Origin of the sequence: Leeia aquatica, from assembly GCF_012641365.1 — a bacterium.
In the GTDB taxonomy this organism is placed as follows: domain Bacteria; phylum Pseudomonadota; class Gammaproteobacteria; order Burkholderiales; family Leeiaceae; genus Leeia; species Leeia aquatica.
Map to the genome: position 1 here is coordinate 322,848 of NZ_JABAIM010000003.1, position 17,903 is coordinate 340,750.

Below are 17,903 nucleotides of genomic sequence, written 5' to 3' on the forward strand. Positions count from 1 at the left end.
GACGGGAGCACTCAGATGGCCAACTACAAAGCGCCGATGCGCGACATGAAGTTTGTACTGTTCGAACTGCTGCAAGCGGACCAGAAAATGGCCACGCTGCCGGGGCTGGAAGAAGCCACTGCCGATGTGTTCGAGCAGTATCTGGAAGCCGCCGCCCAGTTCTGCGAAAGCGAGCTGGCCCCGCTCAATCGTGCTGCAGACGAAGAGGGCTGCACTTACGATGCCGCCAGCCATAGCGTCAAGACCCCGGCCGGCTTCAAGGAAGCGTACCAGCAATTCTGCGAGCTGGGTTTCACCAGCATCGATTGCGACCCGGACTACGGTGGCCAGGGCATGCCGAAGACGCTGTCCTTCCCGATGATGGAGATGATGAACTCGGCCAACGTGGCCTGGGCCATGTATCCGGGCCTGTCCCACGGTGCCTACAGCGCCATCCACGCCCACGGTACCGACGAGCAGAAAGCCCAGTACCTGCCGAAGCTGGTGGACGGCAGCTGGACCGGCACCATGTGCCTGACCGAACCACATTGCGGTACCGACCTCGGCCTGCTGAAGACCAAGGCCGAGCCGAATGCCGACGGCAGCTACAGCATCACCGGCACCAAGATCTTCATCTCGGCTGGTGAGCACGACATGTCGGACAACATCATTCACCTGGTGCTGGCCCGCCTGCCGGATTCGCCGAAGGACATCAAGGGCATCTCCCTGTTCATCGTGCCGAAGTTCATGCCGAACGCGGATGGCAGCGTGGGTGAGCGCAACAGCGTGTACTGCGGCGCCATCGAACACAAGATGGGCATCAAGGCCAATGCCACCGCGGTCATCAACCTGGACGGTGCCAAAGGCTATTTGATTGGTGAAGTGAACAAGGGCATGTCCTGCATGTTCACCATGATGAATGCCGCGCGTCTCGGCTGCGGCATGCAAGGTCTGGCCATTGGCGAAGCCTCCTTCCAGAACGCACTGACCTACGCCAAGGAACGCCTGCAAATGCGCGCACTCGGCGGTGCCCAAGCCCCGGAAAAAGCCGCAGATCCGATCATTGTGCATCCGGACGTGCGCCGCATGTTGCTGACCGGCAAGGCCTACACCGAAGCAGGCCGTGCCTTCTCCACCTGGCTGGCCATGTTGCTGGACGTGGAAGAACGCGCCACCAACGAAGAAGAGCGCAAGGATGCCGCCGACCTGGTGGCCCTGCTGACCCCGATTGCCAAAGCCTTCATGACCGACAACGGCTACATCGCCGCCAATATGGGCATGCAGGTCTACGGTGGCCACGGCTTCATCCGTGAATGGGGCATGGAGCAGTACGTACGTGACTGCCGTATCTCGCAGATTTACGAAGGCACCAACGGCATCCAGGCGCTGGACCTGCTGGGCCGCAAGATTCTGCTGGACCAAGGCCAGAAGCTGCGCAAGTTCACCAAGCTGGTACACAAGTTCTGCGAAGCCGAAGCCGGTAACGCCGAGCTGGCCGAATTCATCGCACCGGTCGCCAAGCTGAACAAAGAGCTGGGTGACATCACCATGGCCATTGGCATGCAGGCGATGCAGAACCAGCAGGAAGTCGGCGCGGCCTCGGTCGACTACCTGCGCCTGCTCGGCCATCTGGTCTACGGCTACTTCTGGGCGCGCATGGTCAAGCTGGCCCTGGCACAGCAAAATGGCAATGAAGCCGACTTCTACAAGGCCAAGATCAGCACCGCCCGCTTCTACTTTGCCCGCCTGTTCCCGGAAGTGGAAGCGCTCAAGCTGCAACTGAAGGCCGGTGCGCAAAGCATGCTGGCGCTGGATGCCGAACACTTCGGCTTCTACTGAGCGACCTGCGCCGCCAGAAAACGCCCACCGGATGGTGGGCGTTTTTGTTTCACCCCTATGACAGCAGTTGGCCCGCATCCGCGCTTCGCGTAACATCATGGCTTTGTCATGACGAGGACGGGCCATGAGCCGCCTGCTTGCCGTACTGCTATGCCTGCCCCTGCTGGCCACCGCCAGCAGCGATCTGAAAGATACCACCGCGCTGGAAGCCGCCTGCAGTGGACTGCCCAAACAGGCCAGCCAGCTGCGTGACAATGATCAGCGGCAGCGCTTTGTGATTTGTCGTGACATCGCCGTGCTGCAGCATGCCGGCAAGGTGATTTATGGCGACCTCAAGCGCCTTGAGCGCCTGTATAACGAACACCAGTACGAAGCCCTGGAGCGCATCATCCGGCAAGAGCTGACCTATGTGCTGCGTGAGCTGAAAACGCAATCTGCAGTCATGCAATCGCTCAAGTTGCAACCGGGCGAAGGGGTCTGGGTGCAGCCCGGCCGTTGGGCGTTTGATGTGGATGGTAATGGTCAGATCGAGGTGTGGGAGCGCCACCTGCTGGCAATTCCCAAACGGGGCCACCAGACTCCGCTGCTGGCTGCGCCCAGCAATGATGAAGCCTATTACCAGGCTGAGCACAATCTGGATGCCCGCTTCCAGGTCGATCAGTCTGACGTGCAGTGGGCGCTGGCCTATCACCAGTTCGCCCAAGGCGTGCTGGAACTGGTACTGTCCTACGACATCCACTGGGATGCCCCATTTGAACGCATCCTGGAGCTGAAGTCACCGCAAGGGGTTGCCCGCGCGCACCAGCAGGTGCTGGCTGGCCTCAAGACCTCCGACGCGCTGCGTACGTCCCTGCTGGCGGAAACCGATGATGCGGCTGAGTGGATTCCGAACCCAAAGCAGAAGCAAACGGTGTTTCCGCTGCCCATGGACGAGCAGACTTTCCAGACCTGGAAAACCCTGTTTGACCATGTGATTCCGGCCTGGTCGGGCCAAACCCTGCTGATCGCAACGGAAAAGGACGATGGCCTGCTCGCCACGCTGGCCGAATTCTGCCCCACCAGCCAGGGCATTGATATCGCAGCGGTCTTCCACAAGCCAGTCCGCTATCCCTTCGCGCTGGAAAAACAGGCAGCGCAGCAGGCACTGAGTCGTCAGGTGTGCCGGGCGGTGGACAGCAAACACCCGGCATCCCAACTGTTTGCTTTCCTGACCGAGTACGTCGCACAGCAGGACAAGAATCCGGACGTGCCCAGCATGGCCTTCCTGCGCCATCTGTACTGGGTGAATTAAGCCACGCGCCCCGGTTGCTTGACGACCGGGGCGGCTTTACGCAGTCACCAACCGCCAATCCACCGCTTCGCCCGCGCGCAGCGGGATCAGTACATCTCCGTCATAGGGCAGGCTATCCGGCACCGTCCAGCGCTCCTTGCGCAGCGTAATCTGCTCCTGATTGCGCGGCAGCTGATAGAAGTCCGGGCCATTGAAGCTGGCAAACGCTTCCAGCTGGTCTAGCGCCCCAACCGATTCAAACGCCTCAGCGTACAGTTCGATGGCGCTGAGCGCGGTATACATGCCGGCACAGCCGCAGGCATGCTCCTTGGCACCCTTGGCGTGTGGCGCACTGTCGGTACCCAGGAAGAACTTGCGGCTACCCGAGGTCGCAGCCGCCAGCAAGGCTTCGCGGTGACGCTCACGCTTGAGCACCGGCAGGCAGTAATGATGCGGCCGGATACCGCCGGTAAACAGCGCGTTGCGGTTCATCAACAAATGGTGAGCGGTCAAAGTGGCGGCGACGTTGTCCGGCGCCTGCTGCACAAACTGTGCGGCGTCTGCCGTGGTGATGTGCTCGAACACCACCCGCAGCCGCGGGAAGCGCTGCAGCAAGGGCTGCATCACCCGGTCAATAAATACGGCCTCCCGATCAAACACGTCCACCGTCGGATCGGTCACTTCGCCATGCACCAGCAAGGGCATGCCCAGCCGTTCCATCTCAGACAGCGTATCGGCACACCGCCCCAGCAAGTCGGTCACCCCGGCATCCGAGTTGGTGGTGGCACCCGCCGGATACAGCTTCACCGCTTGCACCACCCCGCTTTGCCGGGCGCGGGCGATTTCCTCCGCTGGCGTCTTGTCGGTCAGGTAGAGCACCATCAGCGGGTCAAAGCTAGAACCCGCAGGCAGCGCGGCCAGGATGCGCTCACGGTAGGCCAGTGCCTGGGCAGTGGTGGTGACCGGCGGCTTCAGATTGGGCATGACGATGGCGCGGGCAAACTGCCGCGCCGTGTGCGGCAGTACAGCGGCCAATGCGGCACCATCACGCAGGTGCAGATGCCAATCATCGGGGCGGGTCAGGGTAAGTTCCATGTCAGGTCCTGTGGCGGTGGCTGGGAGCCAGGCCCAGCCGCTGGTTAAGGGCAGCAATCCGTTCGGCATCGCCTATCAGGATCAGTGTATCAAGTGCGTCAAGTACCGTGGAGGGGGGCGGGTTGAAGATATGCTGGGACTGCTGGCCGGTACGCAAGGCCACCAGCGACACCCCCTCCTCATGCCCCAGCCCCAGCGCTTGCAGGCTTTGTCCGGCAACAGGCGAACCCTGCGGGATCAGCAGCTCTTCCACCCGCACCGTCTGGTTGTCCGACCCCAGCACCATGTCGAGAAAGGTCACCACATTCGGCCGCACCATCTCGGATACCATGCGCAAGCCGCCGATGAAATTGGGCATCACCACGCTGTCTGCCCCCACCTGCTTGAGCTTCTTCAAGGAGCTCTCTTCGACGGCCTTGGCGATGATGCGCAGCGCCGGATTCAACCCTCGGGCGGTCAGCACCACGAACAGGTTATCTGCATCGTGATGCAGGGTGGCAATCAGGCCGTGTGCCCGCTCGATACCGGCCTCCTGCAGCAAGGCCTCGCTGGTGGCATCGCCCAGCAGGCAAGGTACCTGTTGCTGTTGCAGGGCCTCCAACTTGGCGGGGTCCATGTCGATCACCACAAAAGGGCGCTTCGCCCGGCGCAATTCATCTACCGCGTATTGCCCGGTCTGGCTGTAGCCACACAGGATGATGTGGCCGGACATGCCAGCCAGGGTGCGTTGCAGGGTCATATGCTTCAAAGCCTTGCGTATGTCGCCGTCCAGCAGCGAGGTAATGAAACCGGACACGGTGTACAGCATCAGCCCGGAGCCAAACACAATCAGCAGGATGGTAAACCAGCGGCCGGCATCCGACAGCGGATGCGTCTCGCCATAGCCAATGGTGGCCAGCGTGATGACGGTCATGTACAGGCTGTCAAACCAGGACCAGTCTTCCAGCAGGTGATAACCCATCATGCCGGTCAGTAACAAGCCCAGAAGCAGGCCATGAAACCAGAAAATCTTGCGGTAAAGCGGATGGTGCAGTAGCCGGTGGGCCCACCACCAAACCCCGGATAACCACCTCATCGTCCCTGTTTTCATGCGTTCATCCTAAAGTTAACGACGCGTGCGTCGATAAACCTTACAGGCCGTCCACCCATTGCACATGCCATCATGCACCTCCTGCCCCTGCCTGCCACCCTCGCGCCGCGAGCGGAACGTCATACCGAGCCGGTGCGCACGGTACAAGACCCCTACGCGAGTGCGATCCCGGTGTATCATGCGCAGGACAATCGGCACAACAGCAAAGACCGCCGCCGCAGTGAGCGCCGCCGCCGGGATGAGGCGGTAGCACAGGAACAACGCTCAGGGTTTGAACGCCGCACCGGGAAACTCACCTCGACCTGGCTGATCAAAGCCTGAGACACGCCCCCTTACATTTGAATGGTAAAGCATATGCGACAGCACACGTTGACCGCCGTCATGGTTGGCGCTTTGTCCGTTGGATTGGCTTGGGCCAGCCCGGTCGACGACGAGGTCACCCACGCCCAATACTGGCGCGAGCAAAAGAACAGCGAATGGCAAGCCGCCAACGCCAGGCAGCAGGATGCCGCCCGCCAGCATCAGCAGGCCCAGCAAAAACTGCAAGAAGCGCAGAAGGCGGCTGAGGCCGCCAAGCTGGAACTGGACAAGCAAAGTCAGGCCTTGAAAAAGGCGACCGACGCACTGGCTCAGGCCGATAGTCGGCTGGACAAGGCCTGGGCAGCGGCGGATGCTGAACGCAAGAAAAAGCCGCAATGAGTGGCTGGCTGGGCCGGGTCCTGTTCATCGTATTGCTGGGAATGGGCTTCAGCCTCGCTTACCGCATGCTGTTTGCACCCGGCACCCGCGCCAGCCTGGACAGGCTGGCCTGGCAGCTGGCCCTGCTCTTGCTCGGCAGCAGCGTACTGTGGCTGCTCTGGCATTAACCCTTAGCCTGCAAGACCCGTTCCTGCAATTGTCGGATCTCGCCCTGGCTGCTCATCTGCCGTAATACCTGCGACAGTTGCCGGATCAGTGCAGATCGCCACGGGTATTGCTGGGCATTGACCTTGCTGAAGCCAATGAAAGCCTGCTGCCGGTCCAGCACCAGTATGGGGCGCAGTTCAGCGGGAATGCGGGCCAACCGGCTGCTGTCCCGCTTGGCCTGCCGCCACGCCCACTCCACGCTGAGGCGGTCATTGGCATAGCAATCCACCGCCCCAACCTTGAGTGCAGCCAACCCTTCCATGGCATCACGGAACTCCACCCGCAGGACCGCCCCGTCCTGAAACGGCTGGTTCAGGCTGCGACTCATCAGAAAGCCTTGGTTAACGCCTATCTGCAGCCCCCGAAAATCGAGTGGCCAGCGCGGCGAGCCCGGAAGGGGTAAGCCTTGGCGACAGTACAGTGCCACATCCTCCTCTCCCAGCGGCCCCACATAGGCGTCGATATAGGGTCGCTCCTGTGGCCAGCGGTAGGGAGGGATCAACGCCAGCGCAGACCCTTGCTGCAGCATGGCAAGACCGCGCGCCCACGCTACGGGCCTCAACTGCAAGCGATAGTCCGGCAAGCGCCTGAATGCAGCCTGCAGAATGTCATTGTATAAACCCGCCGGTTGGCCATGATCCTGATAGGAATACGGCGGGTAGTTCTCGTCGTAATAGATGATGACAACTTGCGGTGCCGCCATCAGCGGCGTGATCAGCACCAGCCAGCCACACAAGAGCAATAAATAGCGCATTCAACAATCCCCCGATCTTTCAGTCTGGCACATCCGCCTGCCCCGTCAAGCCCATTGGCGCTTGTGGCAGATCAAGTCTGACTTCAATACGCCTGCAAGCGCACAGCCCCTCCCTTATACTGCCATCATGCCTGTATGCGGGAGTAATGATGATGTCCGTCTGGAAACCGGTTGCCGCCCTGCCCCAGCATGTCCCGCTGGCGATCAGCCAGCGTGGCGACTGGGTCGAGTGTGTGCACTATGGCTCGATAGCCGTGTGTGATGCCTCGGGTCATCTGCTGTATCGCGCCGGCGATGTGGACACACCGCAGTTCACCCGCTCCACCCTCAAGCCCTTCCAGGCCCTGCCGCTGCTAACCTCCGGCGGGGTGGACCATTTTGGTCTGACCGCCCGGCAACTGGCCCTGCTGTGTGCCAGCCACTCTGGTGAGCCGATGCATGTTGAAGCCGTCAGCGCCATGCTGGCACAGATAGGCGGGCAGGTCTCGCAACTGCAGTGCGGATGTCAGGTGCCTTTGTTCTATACCGACCATGCCCTGCCTGCGGATGCAACGTTTACCCCCCTGCACCACAATTGCTCGGGCAAGCACACCGGCTTTCTCGCCTACTGCCAGTTGCATGGGCACGATCACAGCAACCACCTCTCACCCCGCCACCCGTTGCAGCAGGCCATACGCGAAGCGGTGGCGCAGGTATGTCAGGTTGACCCAGCTGGCATGCCGATGGGGATCGATGGTTGCAGTGCGCCCAATTACGCGCTGCCCTTGCGCGCCTTGGCCACCGGCTATGCCCGGCTGGCCGCAGGTGTCGTGCCCGGGATAGCGGGTGCACCTTTACAGCCCTTGTACCAGGCGATGCAGACCTACCCTGACATGGTATCGGGTAGCGGTCGCTTTGATCTGGCATTAACCCGACAGGGTGAGGGGCGCTGGGTTGCCAAAGGGGGCGCGGATGGGGTGCAGGCCATCGCGGTGCAGCACGCAGGCTATGGCATTGCCATCAAGATTGCCGATGGCAATGCACGTGCCCTGCACACCGTTACCCTGGCCTTGCTGCAGCAACTGGGGCTGCTGGATCACCCGGAACGCACGGCCTTGGCCGCCTGGCATCAGCCGCCATTACACAATGCAGCAGGGCTAACCGTCGGCGGCATGGTGGCCCGCATTGAGCTGGCGGAGCACCGCCGGCCATAGACGACCCTGCCAATACTCAGGGGCAGGGCTGAACCTGCAAGCGACTACCCGGCCACTCAGCGGACAGCGCCTTCAGGCTGTCACGCCCGGCCTCATCCAGCTTGGTAAACAGCAGGGTCCAGCGCTTGATCACCGGATCGCGCGGTCGCACCTGGGCCGACTTCACCCCCTGATTCTTCAAGGTCTCCAGGTGGTGATCTGCAGCTTCCTTGCTGGAGAAAATTCCGAGCGAAATGGCACTGTCCCACCGCCCTTTATCTTCGATCACGCTCAGATCCGTCACACCCAATGAGCGTAGCTGCTCGACTTTTTTCTCAACCAGCGTCTTGTCGCCCAAGGGCGGGATATACACCCAGTACTTCTCGGCAAACGGTTCGGAACGCGCCGATACAGGCTGCAGACGGGCAGCCTGCAATCGTGGCCGCAAGCTGCGCCAGCCCGCGTCATCCAGCTGGGTCCATTGCATGCAGACCTGCTGTGGCACTGCGGTGCTGGCGGGCGGCTCCGCCACCGCCACCTCACTGGCCGGAAGCTCCGAGACGGGGCTTGGCACCGAAGCAGGCTCCGCCTGACTGGCCGGGATCTCCTCCGGCTTGAGCAAGGTGACACGGGAGGCCGCCAGCTCAGCATGCGGTGGCTCAGGCTGCTCGGCCTGATAACCCCAGCGACTCCAGGCATAGAAACCGGCATTGGCCAGCAACAGTAGCAACAGTAGTTTCTTCATAAGGCGGATTGTCTGTCCTGCAAGGGGATTTCGGCAAGGGGCTGGCTAGAATCGGCCTGCAGCAGACTCAACAGCCCTTCCAGCACCAGCCCGTCAACCTGCCTGACCTCCAGCGCCAGCAACGGCGCCAGCAGGCTGGCATCGCCACCGGACAGCAGGCAGACCGGCGTCTGCCCATGCTGCTGCATCAGGCGCGCTTGCTGTTGCACCGCCCCGGCCATCGCCTGCAATGCCCCGCTATACAGCGCATCACCCGTTGTCTGGGGAAAGGCCACGTATTGTCCGGGGCGGCGTGCCAGCCGCGCCGTCCCGCCTGCCAGGGCGTCCAGCATCAGCTGCAAGCCGGGCACAATCACCCCACCCAGAAATGTCCCGGTTGCTGTCAGGGCATCAATTGTCAGGGCCGTGCCCGCATTCACCACCAACGCATCACCCGCGTGCAGCCGGTGCGCCGCCAGCAAGGACAGCCAGCGATCAGGCCCCAGCTGTGTCGGGTCCAGATAGCCATTATGTACTCCAGCGGCATCCGCCTGCGGCACCACCCAATGAATGGGCACCTCCGGCCAGCAGGCCCGGCAGGCTTGCTCCACCTGTGCGCGTTGCTGCGCGCCGGTGACACAGCTCCCCCAAATCTCGAGCGGCGCGGGGTCCGCCCGCCAAGGCGGCTGGGCCTGCAATGCGGCATAATCGACCACCTGGGCCGGCTGCAAGTGCTGCCGTTCATGGCACCAGGCCCACTTCAGGCGGGTATTGCCACCATCCAGCAGCAAGTGGCGCACACCGTTCATGTCCGGTCTTTCGCTGCGCGCAAGGACACCTCACCGGCGGCCACCGGCCGCACCGTCACCCCGTCATGCAGCAGCAAGGCACCCGCCGCATCCACGCCCATGGCCACTCCGGCCAGACAGTGGTCATCGTGGTAGCACACCTGTACCGGCTGCCCTTGCCAGACGTGGTAATGCTGCCATTCCTCGCGGAAAGCCGCGAAACCTGCATCCACAAACTGCGCCGACACCGCTTGCAACTCATCCAGCAGCAAGGCCAGCAAGGCATTGCGTGAAGGCAGGTGCGGCAGATGTGCGGCCAGATCGGTAGTACGCTGGTCGATCTGTTGCTGCAGGTTGTCGGGCAGTCGCACATTCAGGCCGATGCCGACCACCGCCTGGATGGGCCCCAGCGCATCGCCCTGGGTTTCAATCAGGATGCCGGCCAGCTTGTGGCCATCCACCAGAATATCGTTTGGCCATTTCAGTTGCGCGGCCTGCAGGCCCAGGCGGTGCAGTACCCGCACCACCGCCACCCCTACCGCCAGACTTAGCCCGGACAGCTGGCTGATCCCACCGGGGAAACGCCACAGCACAGAAAAAGCCAGACTGCCTCCCAATGCAGCCTGCCAGCTGCGCCCGCGGCGTCCCCGCCCGGCGGTCTGGAACTCTGCCGTCAGGCACAGGCCATGCACGGCCTGCGCCGCCCGTGACAGCAGCTGGCTGTTGGTTGAATCCGTCACACTCAGCACTTCCAGCGGTGGTGCCCCCGCTTGCCGCATGGCCTGAATCTGTGAAGCGTCCAGCCAGTCCACCGGCTGGCTGAGGCGATAACCGCGCCCATGCACACTGTGCACGGGCACCCCCAGCTCGCGCGCCTGCTGCAGGGCCAGCGAAATCGAAGCACGCGATACGCCCAGCTGATCGGCGAGGGCTTCGCCGGAGCAAAACTGTTCGGTGCTGAGTGCTCGCAGCGTATCGAACACCAAGGGGCGCGGTGCGGCCAGTGTCATGCCTGCCCCGCCGCCTGCATGGCCTGCAGCATATCGAGCATCTCGCCTTCGATGCTGATGGCCTTCTGCAGGCGGGTATCCACCACCACAAAGGTCACCCGGGCACTGGCCAGCAACTGCCCGCTCTCCTGATGGTGAAACTGCTGCTCCAGCACGGCATTGCGGCTACCGATCTCCACCAGTCGGGTCGTGAGCGTCAGCACATCATGCATGTGGGCGGCACGCCGGTAATCAATATTGATGTTGACCACCACAAAGGCCAGCCCGCGCTCGGACCAGGCATTGAGGTCGGTCATGCTGGAAAACAGCGCCCAGCGCCCGTCTTCCATAAACTCCAGGTAGCGGGCGTTGTTGACATGGCCATACACATCAATGTGGTAGCCGCGCACAGTCAAGGTGGTTTGCTGCATGTCTGCCTTCAGCTTCAGGGAAGCGCCTATTGTGACCGATCCGCCGTTCTGCAACCAGATCAGGGCAACAAACGTAGCTGGGAAGCCTGGTGCGCCTCCACATCCCGGCTGGAAATCCACATGGGCCGGTATTGCTGGGCTGCAAAGAGTGCAGCCTGATCATGGTGGTGCTCATCCAGCAGGATGCCGCTTTGCCCGATCGGGTTGATACCTACGGCCGCCTCCGGCTCCGCCATGTCGATCAGCCGTCGGGTCGAGGGGCCCGACACTACAGGGGCGCCGCCAGTCTCCATCCGGGTGTACTGGTTGTCGATGGTGTCGCGTGCGCCTGCCACCGGGAACGGTCCGACATTGAAGAAGGGGGCCAGTGCCGGTACTTTGCCCAAACCATGCTCATGGGTGAGGGTATGCACCTTGCCCCAGCGCCATTGCTGGATATCCGGCCCCAGTTGTGCAGTCAGGCCAGCCACCGTACGCTTCCAGCTATGCTGCAGCTGTTGGTCGCGGGTTTCCACAGCCGGTGTACGCAGATGATCCCACCAGGGTGACTGTGGATTGCGGCTGATGCCATACAGCGATTTATCGAGCAGGAACAGGCGACGCCAGACCAGCAAATCCTCGGCGCTCAGCTTGTCGGCAAACAGGCTGTTGACCAGCTCGCCTTTCCAGCGGTCGCACACGGTTGCCGCCAGACTGTTGACCGGGTAATCACCTTGCCAGCGGCCGATCAGGCCCAGCAACTGCTGCTCGGTGGGGGGCAGGCGGGTGCCATCCAGCTGGTGCGTCCAGCTCTGGCACAAATTCGCCGCTACCGGGTTGCGCACATCAGTCTGGATACGCTGCAGGTCCTGCAGGGTCCAGGCCGCTTCACGCGGCGCCAGCAACTGACTCAACCGCAGCGCGCGGTCCATCGCCGGATAATAGCCCGCCACCGTAATACCGCCGGCACTCAGCGCAGCAGGATAGGGATGATTGGCCGAATAGATAATGCCGGAAGGCGGGTTCACATAGCGCGGGTTCTGTACAAAAGGCGCAAAGCCCAGTGGCTCTTGCTTGCCACTGCTGCCATCCAGTACCTGATGGCTGTTCACCCCCAGCGGGCGCAAGGTCTGCCGTCCGATAGCCCACATGGCGATATTGCCATCTTCATCCGCATAGCTCAGATTCAGACCGGGCGACCAGTGCTGGCTGGCGGCCAGCTCCATCGACTTCAAATCCGTCGCATGACTGATGGCATAGAGGCTATCAAACGGGCGATTACGTGGATCCAGATAGGTCCAGTTCACGGCCACTGGCGGACTGTCTTTCATGGCAGGAAACAAACTATTGACCACCGGGCCGTGCAAGGCCAGCTGCACATGCAGGGTGACCGGTGCGGCGTCGCGCACCACGATGGTTTCTACCCGCCCGCCCAGCTGCACCCAGCGCCCCCGCTCCTTCACGCGGCCGGGTACGGCGGGATCCTGCGCCAGCTGGTAATAATCCACCTCGTCGTTTTCCCACATGGTGAGGCCCACGGCGTGATGGCCATTGTGCCCCAGCAGCGGAAACGGAATACCAGGCAAGAAGTGCCCGTACATCTGCCAGTCCGGCGTGCGAATCTGAGCCTCGTACCATACTGCCGGGGCATGGAAACCGATGTGCGGATCATTGGCAAACAAGGGCTTGCCGCTGGCACTAAGCTTGCCGGCAATCAGCCAGCTATTGCTGCCTTGCAGTTGCGGTACCGGCAAACTTTGGTTGACCTCGGTCACCAGTCGCGCCATGGCAACCGAGACAGAGGCCGCAGGCTGCGGATCCGGTGCCGTCACCGGATCTGGCCGTACCGCGGGGGAAGCTACGGTGGGCTTGAGCGGCGGTTTGGTGGCCGGTGTGGTCTGGGCACCGGGCCAGTCATAGACCAGCTCCTTCATATAGGTCGGCCCCAGCCGTGCAGCAAGCTGGCTGACCATCGGATCTTCCTGAAAGCCCTGTGAAAACCCGTAGGCCATCAGGCCGGCAATGCTGAGACTGTCCACCACCGTAAACGGGGCAGGTTTGCTGCGGGTCAGCGCGTACTCCACCGGCAGCCGCTGCTCGCGGATATACTGGTTGATCCCCGCCACGTAGGCTTGTGCCGCCTCACGTACCGGGCCACCCTGACGAATCAGCGCTTCGGCCTGCCGGGTGGCTGCAGCACGGATACCCAGGGTGCGGAACAGCTTGTCGGTTTTCAGCCCGGCCTCACCGACCAGCTCCGCCAGCCGCCCTTGCGCGACACGGCGCATCAGGTCCATTTGCCACAAACGCTCTTGCGCATGCAGGTAACCCAGCGCCCGCATGGCATCCGCTTCGTTGCTGGCGGTCAGGTGCGGGATGCCCCAGACGTCAAACTGCACATCGACCGGCTTTTGCAGGCCGGTCAGCACACGCTCCCCTTCCCGTTGCGGTGCACGTCCCAACAACCACAACCAGCTACCCGCCACCGTCAGCAGCACCAGCAATACGCTGACCAGCAGGATACGACGCAACCAGACCATGACCACTCCGGACTCTGTTCAAAGCTGCACGAAGGCTAGAGCAAAGCGCCAGTCAGGACAAGGGGCGAGGAGGCTAAATCAGGGGGAGAAGACGAAGTGTCGCTTCAGCTTGTAGCTGGTACCCGGTCCGAACCACTTATCAAAGAGCCGCTTACCCTCCCCACTGCGCTCCAAGGCCAGTAGCGCTTGATTAATCGCCTCTACCAGCTTGGGATTGCCCTTGCGCACCACCACCCCATAAGGTTCTCGCGAGATGGTAAACGAGGAGATTTCGTAGTCTTGCGGATTGGGAATGGTCTTGTGGTAAGACATCAGGATATGGCCATCTGTAGTCACTGCATCCACCTCATCTTGCAACAAGGCCAGTGTTGCAGCGGTACTGTCATCATACTTGGCAATACGAGCCGTGGGCAGCAGTTTAAGCACATTGTCATAGCTGGTAGAGTTGCTGGCCACCCCAATACGTAAATTGGCCAAATCAGACAATTGGTGTACCCGTCCGACCCGTGTCATGAACTGCTGCCCGGAAACGAAATAGGTATAGCTGAAATCAAACCATTTCTGCCGCTCCGGTGTGCGGGTCGTCATGGCCACCAGCACATCTACATAATTGTTTTGCAGGACCTGGAATCGGTTTTGGGTGGAAACAGCCAAAAACTGCACGCGCACCTTGAGTGTACGGGCAATGGCACGTACAAGATCAATTTCATAGCCCTGATACTGCCGTTTGGCATCGAGAAATCCAAACGGGGGATAGCCGTCGCGCACCCCGGCCACCAGCACACCCTTGCTGAGGACGTCATCCAGCAACTCAGCCCGTAGAGGCAGACTGAACAAGCACAGCAGCGCACAGATCCATGCCTTGACCATCCGTTTCCTCCACGGCGGGCGTTCCCTGATTCAGCATAGCCGAGCCTGCCACGACTGCAAGCCCGCCCCTGCTGCAGCGCAAAAAGCAAGCGGCTTGCCCCTCAAGTCAGGCCAATCTATAATCGGCCGCACATTCTGTCTGTTACCCTCGCTCGAGGCAGAACAGGCAAAGTGACCAAAACAAGACCGATACTGCATACGCGTCGGGCCGGGAGCGCCCCAAACGCGAGCCACCTGCCATTCGAGCAGGCTTACGTCCCACACTAGGCTGAGAGGAAATCTGAACATGCGTGTTACCCCCAAACTGCTGTCCACCCTGGTACTGGCTGCCTTCATCGCCCAACCGACCCTGGCTGAAGAACTGACCGGCACCCTGAAAAAGATCAAAGACAGCGGCCGTATCGTCGTCGGCGTGCGTGATGCATCGCAACCCTTTTCTTACCTGCTGAATGACAAGCAGTACGTGGGCTATTCGGTAGACCTGTGCAACAAGGTCGTGGACTCGGTGAAGAAGCAGCTCAAGCTGAGCGCCCTCTCCGTGATTTACCAGCCGGTGACCTCGCAAACCCGTATCCCGTTGATGCAGAACGGTACCATCGACCTCGAGTGCGGCTCCACCACCAACAGCATGGAACGCCAGAAGCAGGTGGCTTTCGGCAACAACATGTTCTGGGTCAACGTGCGGATGGCGGTCAAAGCCAACTCCGGCATCAAGGGTCTGGCTGACCTGAACGGCAAGCCGGTAGTGACCACCACCGGCACCACCTCTGACCGTTACATCAAGCAGCACGAAGTCGGTTCCAAGATCGACGTGAAGAACCTGTACGGCAAGGACCATGATGAGTCCTTCCTGATGCTGGAAACTGACCGTGCCGCCGCCTTTGTGATGGATGACACCCTGCTGGCGGCCAAGATCGCCAACTCGCGTAACCCGGCTGATTTTGCCATCGTTGGTGAAATCCTGTCCGGCGAGCCGTACGGCATCATGCTGCGCAAGGACGACCCGCAGTTCAAGAAGGCGGTGGATGACGCGCTGAATGCCGTCTACAAGTCCAAGGAAATCTACAACCTCTATGCCAAGTGGTTCCAGTCCCCAATTCCGCCGAAGGGCCTGAACCTGCGCATGCCGATGAGCGACAAGCTGAAGGCGTTGTTCGACAACCCGAACGACAAGGGCGCCTGATTCCCGTAGTCGCTACGGAAGCAGCAACGGGGGGCTGATGCCCCCCGTACCTTGTCTGCAACGCACCTGCTGACCAGCAATGCTGGCCCGGCAGGTGTACGTGCATCTGTTGTGGAGGTCTTATGGACATGAACTGGGGAGTATTCCTCGAAGAGTCCCCCACCGGAGATGGCCCATACTGGAAGCTGGCGCTGGATGGTGCCAAGTGGACCGTACTGGTCAGTCTCGGTGGCTGGGCGATTGCGCTGCTGGTCGGCTCGCTGATCGGCATTCTGCGCACCGTACCCAATAAACTGCTGGTCTGGCTGGGCGATGCCTATGTGGAGTTATTCCGCAATATCCCCCTGCTGGTACAACTGTTCCTGTGGTTCTTTGTGTTGCCGGAAGTACTGCCGGAAGCGGTGGGCCGCTGGCTGAAACAGGACCTGCCCTATCCAGAGTTGACCACGGCCATCATTGGCCTCGGTCTGTTCACTGCCGCACGGGTTGCGGTGCAGGTCAGCGCGGGTATCAAATCGCTGCCCCGTGGCCAGGCGGCGGCTGGGCTGGCTCTGGGATTCACCCGCACCGAGGTGTACCTGAAGATTCTGCTGCCGCAGGCGTTCCGCATCATCATCCCGCCGCTCACCAGTGAGTTCATGAGCATTTTCAAAAACTCCTCGGTGGCACTGGGTATTGGCCTGACCGAACTGGTCTTCCAGATGCGGCAAATGGTGGAGTATTCCAGTGTGGTGATTGAAACCATCGCTGTGTATACCCTGATCTATATTGCCCTGGCCTTGATCGTCAACCGCTTCATGGCCTGGCTGGAACGGGCGGTGCGGATTCCGGGCCTGATTGCCGGAGGTGGCAAATGAGCATGCCCTTGATTGACTGGGAACTGGTAGTCGCCAACAAAGGCCTGATCGTTGAAGGCCTGCTGTTCTCCCTGAAACTGACCTTGATTGCCAGCGTGATCGGCATGATTGGTGGTGCCTTGCTGGCAATGGCACGGCTGTCCTCCATCAAGCCCCTCTCCTTCCTGGCCTCCAGCTACGTCAACCTGTTCCGCTCGGTGCCTTTGCTGCTGGTGCTGTTCTGGTTCTTCTTCCTGCTGCCGTTTTTCGGTATCCGGCTGGAGGTGGGCAATATCGCCATTGTGACGTTCTCGGTGTTTGAGGCGGCGTACTTCTGCGAAATCATCCGCGCCGGCATTCAGAGCATTTCTCGCGGCCAGGTTTCCGCCGCCAGTGCACTGGGGCTGACCTATGGGCAAACCATGTCGCTGATCGTGTTGCCTCAGGCTTTCCGCAACATGCTGCCGGTGCTGGTGACCCAGGTGGTGATCCTGTTTCAGGATACCTCGCTGACCTCGGTGATCGGCGTCTATGATTTCTTCCATGCTGCCGAGGTGGTTGGCAAGAACAATGGTGCGCTGCCGCCGATGATCATGTTTATTGCCATGATCTATTTTGGCATCTGCTTTTCGATTTCCATGGCAGCCCGCACGCTGCTGAAACGCTACGCCGTGCTGCGTTGAGCGCCCAGGAGAATCCTCATGATTGATATCAAGAACATTTCCAAATGGTATGGCCAGTTTCAGGTACTGACCGACTGCACCACCAGCATCAAGAAAGGTGAGGTGGTGGTGGTCTGCGGCCCCAGCGGCTCCGGTAAATCGACCCTCATCAAGTGCGTCAATGCGCTCGAGCCTTTCCAGAAGGGCGAGATCATTGTGGACGGCACCTCGGTCGGCGCCAAGGGGACTAACCTGCCGAAGCTGCGCAGCCGCGTCGGTATGGTGTTCCAGCACTTTGAGCTGTTCCCGCACCTGACCATTACCGAAAACCTGATGCTGGCACAGGTCAAGGTGCTGGGCCGCAGCAAGGATGAGGCCAAAACCAAAGGCCTGGCCTTGCTGGAGCGGGTGGGCCTGAGCGCCCACGCCGCCAAGTATCCGGCGCAGCTGTCCGGCGGGCAGCAGCAACGGGTGGCGATTGCCCGCGCCTTGTCGATGGACCCGATCGTCATGCTGTTTGACGAACCGACCTCCGCGCTGGACCCGGAAATGGTGAACGAAGTGCTGGACGTGATGGTTCAGCTGGCGCAAGAAGGCATGACCATGATGTGCGTGACCCACGAAATGGGCTTCGCCAAAAAGGTCGCCAGCCGGGTGATCTTCATGGATCAGGGCCGCATCATCGAAGATTGTGCCAAAGATGAGTTCTTTGGCGACCTGTCAGCCCGCTCCGAACGGGCACAGGGCTTCCTGTCCAAGATCCACCACTAAGCCTCTGTGTTGCATCCCGACGGCC

General features: G+C 61.1%; 19 protein-coding genes. 10 read left to right on the plus strand and 9 right to left on the minus strand.

Annotated features, from left to right (window positions below; genetic code table 11):
* The first annotated feature begins 15 nt into the window (after window positions 1-15).
* Both HF682_RS14215 and HF682_RS14220 read left to right on the plus strand, forming a co-directional pair.
* A complete protein-coding gene (locus HF682_RS14215) occupies window positions 16-1,818 on the plus strand; it encodes an acyl-CoA dehydrogenase C-terminal domain-containing protein (protein WP_168877978.1) in 1,803 nt (600 codons plus the stop codon).
* 124 nt (window positions 1,819-1,942) lie between these two features.
* Window positions 1,943-3,109 carry a hypothetical protein gene (locus HF682_RS14220; RefSeq protein WP_168877979.1) on the plus strand — a complete coding sequence of 389 codons (1,167 nt, stop codon included), beginning with the start codon at window positions 1,943-1,945 and terminating at the stop codon, window positions 3,107-3,109.
* Window positions 3,110-3,145: 36 nt separating this feature from the next.
* Here HF682_RS14220 and pyrC read toward each other — a convergent pair whose 3' ends face one another.
* Both pyrC and HF682_RS14230 read right to left on the minus strand, forming a co-directional pair.
* Window positions 3,146-4,183 (minus strand): dihydroorotase, encoded by a 1,038-nt coding sequence (pyrC, locus tag HF682_RS14225; protein WP_168877980.1) that lies wholly within the window; start codon window positions 4,181-4,183, stop codon window positions 3,146-3,148.
* A gap of 1 nt (window position 4,184) precedes the next feature.
* Window positions 4,185-5,258: a potassium channel family protein gene (locus HF682_RS14230; protein ID WP_168877981.1), complete on the minus strand. Its 1,074-nt coding sequence runs from the start codon at window positions 5,256-5,258 to the stop codon at window positions 4,185-4,187.
* An 87-nt stretch (window positions 5,259-5,345) separates the two neighbouring features.
* On the opposite strand from HF682_RS14230, the gene HF682_RS14235 reads away from it, so the two are divergent.
* From HF682_RS14235 to HF682_RS14245, 3 genes are read left to right on the plus strand one after another with little or no spacing between them, the layout of a single operon-like run.
* Window positions 5,346-5,594 (plus strand): hypothetical protein, encoded by a 249-nt coding sequence (locus HF682_RS14235; RefSeq protein ID WP_168877982.1) that lies wholly within the window; start codon window positions 5,346-5,348, stop codon window positions 5,592-5,594.
* A 33-nt stretch (window positions 5,595-5,627) separates the two neighbouring features.
* Window positions 5,628-5,972, plus strand: a complete 345-nt coding sequence (locus HF682_RS14240; RefSeq protein ID WP_168877983.1) for a hypothetical protein — start codon at window positions 5,628-5,630, stop codon at window positions 5,970-5,972.
* A complete protein-coding gene (locus HF682_RS14245) occupies window positions 5,969-6,139 on the plus strand; it encodes a protein MIGRI (protein ID WP_168877984.1) in 171 nt (56 codons plus the stop codon). The genes HF682_RS14240 and HF682_RS14245 overlap by 4 nt, the downstream gene beginning before the upstream one ends.
* On the opposite strand, the gene HF682_RS14250 is transcribed toward HF682_RS14245, so the two are convergent.
* Window positions 6,136-6,933, minus strand: coding sequence for a substrate-binding periplasmic protein (locus HF682_RS14250; protein ID WP_168877985.1), 798 nt, complete (start codon window positions 6,931-6,933; stop codon window positions 6,136-6,138). The two genes, HF682_RS14245 and HF682_RS14250, sit on opposite strands and share 4 nt — an antisense overlap.
* A 146-nt stretch (window positions 6,934-7,079) precedes the next feature.
* Between HF682_RS14250 and HF682_RS14255 the strand changes: the two genes are divergently transcribed.
* Complete coding sequence (locus HF682_RS14255) at window positions 7,080-8,126, plus strand: asparaginase (RefSeq protein WP_205882089.1); 1,047 nt, start codon at window positions 7,080-7,082, stop codon at window positions 8,124-8,126.
* A 16-nt stretch (window positions 8,127-8,142) separates the two neighbouring features.
* On the opposite strand, the gene HF682_RS14260 is transcribed toward HF682_RS14255, so the two are convergent.
* From HF682_RS14260 to HF682_RS14285, 6 genes are all read right to left on the minus strand, one after another.
* Window positions 8,143-8,850 (minus strand): SPOR domain-containing protein, encoded by a 708-nt coding sequence (locus tag HF682_RS14260; protein WP_168877986.1) that lies wholly within the window; start codon window positions 8,848-8,850, stop codon window positions 8,143-8,145.
* The gene (locus HF682_RS14265; RefSeq protein ID WP_168877987.1) at window positions 8,847-9,638 is read right to left on the minus strand and encodes a type III pantothenate kinase; all 792 of its coding nucleotides are present in this window, start codon (window positions 9,636-9,638) and stop codon (window positions 8,847-8,849) included. The genes HF682_RS14260 and HF682_RS14265 overlap by 4 nt, the downstream gene beginning before the upstream one ends.
* Window positions 9,635-10,627, minus strand: coding sequence for a biotin--[acetyl-CoA-carboxylase] ligase (locus HF682_RS14270; RefSeq protein WP_168877988.1), 993 nt, complete (start codon window positions 10,625-10,627; stop codon window positions 9,635-9,637). Before HF682_RS14270 ends, HF682_RS14265 begins: the two co-directional genes overlap by 4 nt.
* Window positions 10,624-11,037 (minus strand): acyl-CoA thioesterase, encoded by a 414-nt coding sequence (locus HF682_RS14275; RefSeq protein ID WP_168877989.1) that lies wholly within the window; start codon window positions 11,035-11,037, stop codon window positions 10,624-10,626. Before HF682_RS14275 ends, HF682_RS14270 begins: the two co-directional genes overlap by 4 nt.
* 59 nt (window positions 11,038-11,096) lie before the next feature.
* A complete protein-coding gene (locus tag HF682_RS14280; protein WP_168877990.1) occupies window positions 11,097-13,556 on the minus strand; it encodes a penicillin acylase family protein in 2,460 nt (819 codons plus the stop codon).
* Between the two features lie 78 nt (window positions 13,557-13,634).
* Window positions 13,635-14,426, minus strand: coding sequence for a transporter substrate-binding domain-containing protein (locus HF682_RS14285; protein ID WP_168877991.1), 792 nt, complete (start codon window positions 14,424-14,426; stop codon window positions 13,635-13,637).
* A 286-nt stretch (window positions 14,427-14,712) separates the two neighbouring features.
* Here HF682_RS14285 and HF682_RS14290 point away from each other — a divergent pair, with 286 nt between their 5' ends.
* From HF682_RS14290 to HF682_RS14305, 4 genes are all read left to right on the plus strand, one after another.
* Window positions 14,713-15,609: a transporter substrate-binding domain-containing protein gene (locus HF682_RS14290; protein WP_168877992.1), complete on the plus strand. Its 897-nt coding sequence runs from the start codon at window positions 14,713-14,715 to the stop codon at window positions 15,607-15,609.
* Between the two features lie 128 nt (window positions 15,610-15,737).
* Entirely contained in the window at window positions 15,738-16,466 is a 729-nt protein-coding gene (locus HF682_RS14295) for an amino acid ABC transporter permease (protein WP_240947278.1), read from the plus strand.
* Window positions 16,463-17,128 carry an amino acid ABC transporter permease gene (locus HF682_RS14300; RefSeq protein ID WP_240947279.1) on the plus strand — a complete coding sequence of 222 codons (666 nt, stop codon included), beginning with the start codon at window positions 16,463-16,465 and terminating at the stop codon, window positions 17,126-17,128. Before HF682_RS14295 ends, HF682_RS14300 begins: the two co-directional genes overlap by 4 nt.
* Before the next feature lie 18 nt (window positions 17,129-17,146).
* On the plus strand, window positions 17,147-17,878 hold the full coding sequence (locus HF682_RS14305) for an amino acid ABC transporter ATP-binding protein (protein ID WP_168877994.1): 732 nt from the start codon (window positions 17,147-17,149) through the stop codon (window positions 17,876-17,878).
* Window positions 17,879-17,903 lie beyond the last annotated feature (25 nt).

Coding starts and splice junctions, on each gene's coding strand:
- HF682_RS14220 (WP_168877979.1), top strand. CDS start 1,943: ATGAGCCGCCTGCTTGCCGTACTGCTATGCCTGCCCCTGCTGGCCACC.
- HF682_RS14300 (WP_240947279.1), top strand. CDS start 16,463: ATGAGCATGCCCTTGATTGACTGGGAACTGGTAGTCGCCAACAAAGGC.
- HF682_RS14295 (WP_240947278.1), top strand. CDS start 15,738: ATGAACTGGGGAGTATTCCTCGAAGAGTCCCCCACCGGAGATGGCCCA.
- HF682_RS14265 (WP_168877987.1), bottom strand. CDS start 9,638: ATGAACGGTGTGCGCCACTTGCTGCTGGATGGTGGCAATACCCGCCTG.
- HF682_RS14255 (WP_205882089.1), top strand. CDS start 7,080: ATGATGATGTCCGTCTGGAAACCGGTTGCCGCCCTGCCCCAGCATGTC.
- HF682_RS14290 (WP_168877992.1), top strand. CDS start 14,713: ATGCGTGTTACCCCCAAACTGCTGTCCACCCTGGTACTGGCTGCCTTC.
- HF682_RS14270 (WP_168877988.1), bottom strand. CDS start 10,627: ATGACACTGGCCGCACCGCGCCCCTTGGTGTTCGATACGCTGCGAGCA.
- HF682_RS14260 (WP_168877986.1), bottom strand. CDS start 8,850: ATGAAGAAACTACTGTTGCTACTGTTGCTGGCCAATGCCGGTTTCTAT.
- HF682_RS14215 (WP_168877978.1), top strand. CDS start 16: ATGGCCAACTACAAAGCGCCGATGCGCGACATGAAGTTTGTACTGTTC.
- HF682_RS14235 (WP_168877982.1), top strand. CDS start 5,346: ATGCACCTCCTGCCCCTGCCTGCCACCCTCGCGCCGCGAGCGGAACGT.
- HF682_RS14275 (WP_168877989.1), bottom strand. CDS start 11,037: ATGCAGCAAACCACCTTGACTGTGCGCGGCTACCACATTGATGTGTAT.
- HF682_RS14230 (WP_168877981.1), bottom strand. CDS start 5,258: ATGAGGTGGTTATCCGGGGTTTGGTGGTGGGCCCACCGGCTACTGCAC.
- HF682_RS14245 (WP_168877984.1), top strand. CDS start 5,969: ATGAGTGGCTGGCTGGGCCGGGTCCTGTTCATCGTATTGCTGGGAATG.
- HF682_RS14285 (WP_168877991.1), bottom strand. CDS start 14,426: ATGGTCAAGGCATGGATCTGTGCGCTGCTGTGCTTGTTCAGTCTGCCT.
- HF682_RS14305 (WP_168877994.1), top strand. CDS start 17,147: ATGATTGATATCAAGAACATTTCCAAATGGTATGGCCAGTTTCAGGTA.
- HF682_RS14240 (WP_168877983.1), top strand. CDS start 5,628: ATGCGACAGCACACGTTGACCGCCGTCATGGTTGGCGCTTTGTCCGTT.
- HF682_RS14280 (WP_168877990.1), bottom strand. CDS start 13,556: ATGGTCTGGTTGCGTCGTATCCTGCTGGTCAGCGTATTGCTGGTGCTG.
- HF682_RS14250 (WP_168877985.1), bottom strand. CDS start 6,933: ATGCGCTATTTATTGCTCTTGTGTGGCTGGCTGGTGCTGATCACGCCG.
- pyrC (WP_168877980.1), bottom strand. CDS start 4,183: ATGGAACTTACCCTGACCCGCCCCGATGATTGGCATCTGCACCTGCGT.